This is a genomic window from Synechococcus sp. R6-10 (assembly GCF_047461815.1).
GTDB lineage: Bacteria > Cyanobacteriota > Cyanobacteriia > Thermostichales > Thermostichaceae > Thermostichus.
Window position 1 is genome coordinate 1 of record NZ_JANSHW010000358.1, and the last position, 2,146, is coordinate 2,146.

Sequence of the window (2,146 nt, forward strand, 5' to 3'; positions counted from 1 at the left end):
GTGGAGATCCTGGTGGAGCAGATTGCCTGGGAGCTGCGGCAAATCAAGGAGCGGGGCGGCAAAACGGTGGTGGTGGCAGGGCCGGTGGTCATCCACACAGGCGGCGGATCCCACTTGGCCACCCTCATCCGCGAAGGCTATGTGCAGGCGCTGCTGGGGGGCAATGCCATTGCCGTTCACGATTTGGAGCAGAATCTCTACGGCACCTCGCTGGGGGTGGATCTGTCGCGGGGCACCCCGGTCAAGGGCGGCCACAAGCATCACCTCAAAACCATCAACCTCATCCGCAAGTACGGCAGCATCCGGGCCGCAGTGGAAGCGGGCGTGATTACCGGCGGGGTGTTCTACGAGTGCATTCGCGCTCAGGTGCCCTTCTCCCTGGCGGGATCCATCCGTGACGATGGGCCGCTGCCGGATACGGAGATGGATCTGATCAAGGCCCAACAGGATTATGCGCGGCTGCTGCAGGGGGCCGACATGGTGCTGATGCTCTCCAGCATGTTGCACTCCATTGGTGCCGGGAACATGACGCCTGCCGGGGTCAAGCTGATCTGCGTGGACATTAACCCGGCAGTGGTGACCAAGCTGGCCGATCGGGGATCCCTGGAGTCGGTGGGGATTGTTACCGATGTGGGCCTGTTCTTGAGTTTGTTGGTGCAGCAGTTGGCGCGTTTGGGGCAGGTGTATGAGCGCCCGCAACCTGCTCTTGCTGCCCGCTAGCCACCCCATCCATAAGCGCTGTTATCTTTTGGGATCCTTAAACTGGGATCCTCAAGCCTCAAAAGGGTATGCCTTTTATTAGCCTGTTGACGGATTTTGGCCTGCAGGATCCCTATGTGGGCATTATGAAAGGGGTGATTCATACCCTTTCCCCACAGGCTCAACTCATCGACCTCAGCCATGGGATCCCGCCTCAGGATGTGGCGGCGGCTCGCTTTGCCCTGATGACGGCCTACCCCTATCTGCCGTCGGGCACCATTCACCTAGCCGTTGTGGATCCAGGGGTGGGGAGTAGCCGCCGGGCGGTGGCCATCCAAACCGAGACGGGCTTTTTGGTTGGCCCTGACAATGGCCTGTTCAGCGGCGTTTTGGCCCAAACTCCGGCGCTGGCTGCTGTGGAACTCAACCGGCCCCGCTATTGGCGCACCCCCTCTCCCAGCCGCACCTTTCATGGGCGGGATATTTTTGCCCCGGTTGCCGCTCATCTGGCCAACGGGATCCCTTTGGCGGAGCTGGGGGATCCCCTAGACGTAGCAGAACTAACCCGCTGGGAGTGGCCGCCACCCCAGATGGAGACCAACGGCTGTCGCGGCCTGGTCCAGGCCATCGACCACTTCGGCAACGGCATCACCAACCTGCCCGGACAGTGGGTGGAAGGTAGAAGCTGGAGCGCCTCGGTCAAAGGGATCCCCGTCCGCTCCGTGGCCACCTTTGCTGAGGGAGAAGTTGGGGAAGTGCTGGCCCTGGTGGGCAGCTCCGGCTGGGTGGAGATCGCGCAAAACCGGGGCAACGCCAGCCGCACCTTGGATTTCAAAGTAGGGGACGAGGTGCGCGTGCAGTGGGATAGCTAGCCGAACTCCCTCCCCCCTGCCCCCTCTCGCTTGGGGAGAAGGGAGACTAGGCAGGCTGGCTTTCCACCGTTAAAGTTTCCGGCTCAGCTGCGGAAGTTGAGGTTCCTATCTGAACTTTGACCGCCCGCACGGCATCGGCCTTGGGCAGGGTGAGGGTGAGAATGCCATCCCGGTAGATGGCCGAGACTTTTTCCGGCTGAATGCTTTTGGCTAGCTTGAGGGTGCGTTGAAAAGGCTGAGGCTCCACCTCTTGGTAGCGTAATTCAGCACCTTCAGGGCCTTGAAGCTGGATCTCACCGCTGATGGAGAGCTGCTGGGCTGTGGCCTCGATGTGGAAGCGTTCCCGATTGGCCCCCGGCGCCCACAACTGGACGATGTAGGCTTCGCCGCTCTCCCAAACCTGTAATGGCGTGGGGAAGAAAGTGCGAGGGTGCTCTCCAGAGCTCTGCTGCCTCGGGAAGTCAAGGGTGCTTTGCTGCACGCGCACATCGAGGATGGGGGTGAAGTAAACCAATTGCATAGCCGCTCCTTGGGTAGTAGGGTGGACAATTCTTGAAAAACGGGTCAACAGGGGT

General features: G+C 61.0%; 2 protein-coding genes and 1 pseudogene. 2 read left to right on the forward strand and 1 reads right to left on the reverse strand.

The features are described from left to right. A pseudogene (locus tag NW837_RS10290) lies at positions 1-720 on the forward strand (fused N-dimethylarginine dimethylaminohydrolase/saccharopine dehydrogenase domain-containing protein); the annotation flags it as partial. A 68-nt stretch (positions 721-788) separates the two neighbouring features. Then, the gene (locus tag NW837_RS10295; RefSeq protein WP_414331264.1) at positions 789-1,571 is read left to right on the forward strand and encodes an S-adenosyl-l-methionine hydroxide adenosyltransferase family protein; all 783 of its coding nucleotides are present in this window, start codon (positions 789-791) and stop codon (positions 1,569-1,571) included. A gap of 46 nt (positions 1,572-1,617) precedes the next feature. Here the strand turns inward: NW837_RS10295 and NW837_RS10300 are convergent. Beyond that, on the reverse strand, positions 1,618-2,146 hold a 529-nt coding region (locus tag NW837_RS10300; protein WP_414331267.1), incomplete at its 5' end, for an Hsp20/alpha crystallin family protein.

Excerpts from the sequence above, each read along its gene's own strand:
- NW837_RS10295 (WP_414331264.1), top strand. The coding sequence starts at position 789 with ATGCCTTTTATTAGCCTGTTGACGGATTTTGGCCTGCAGGATCCCTAT.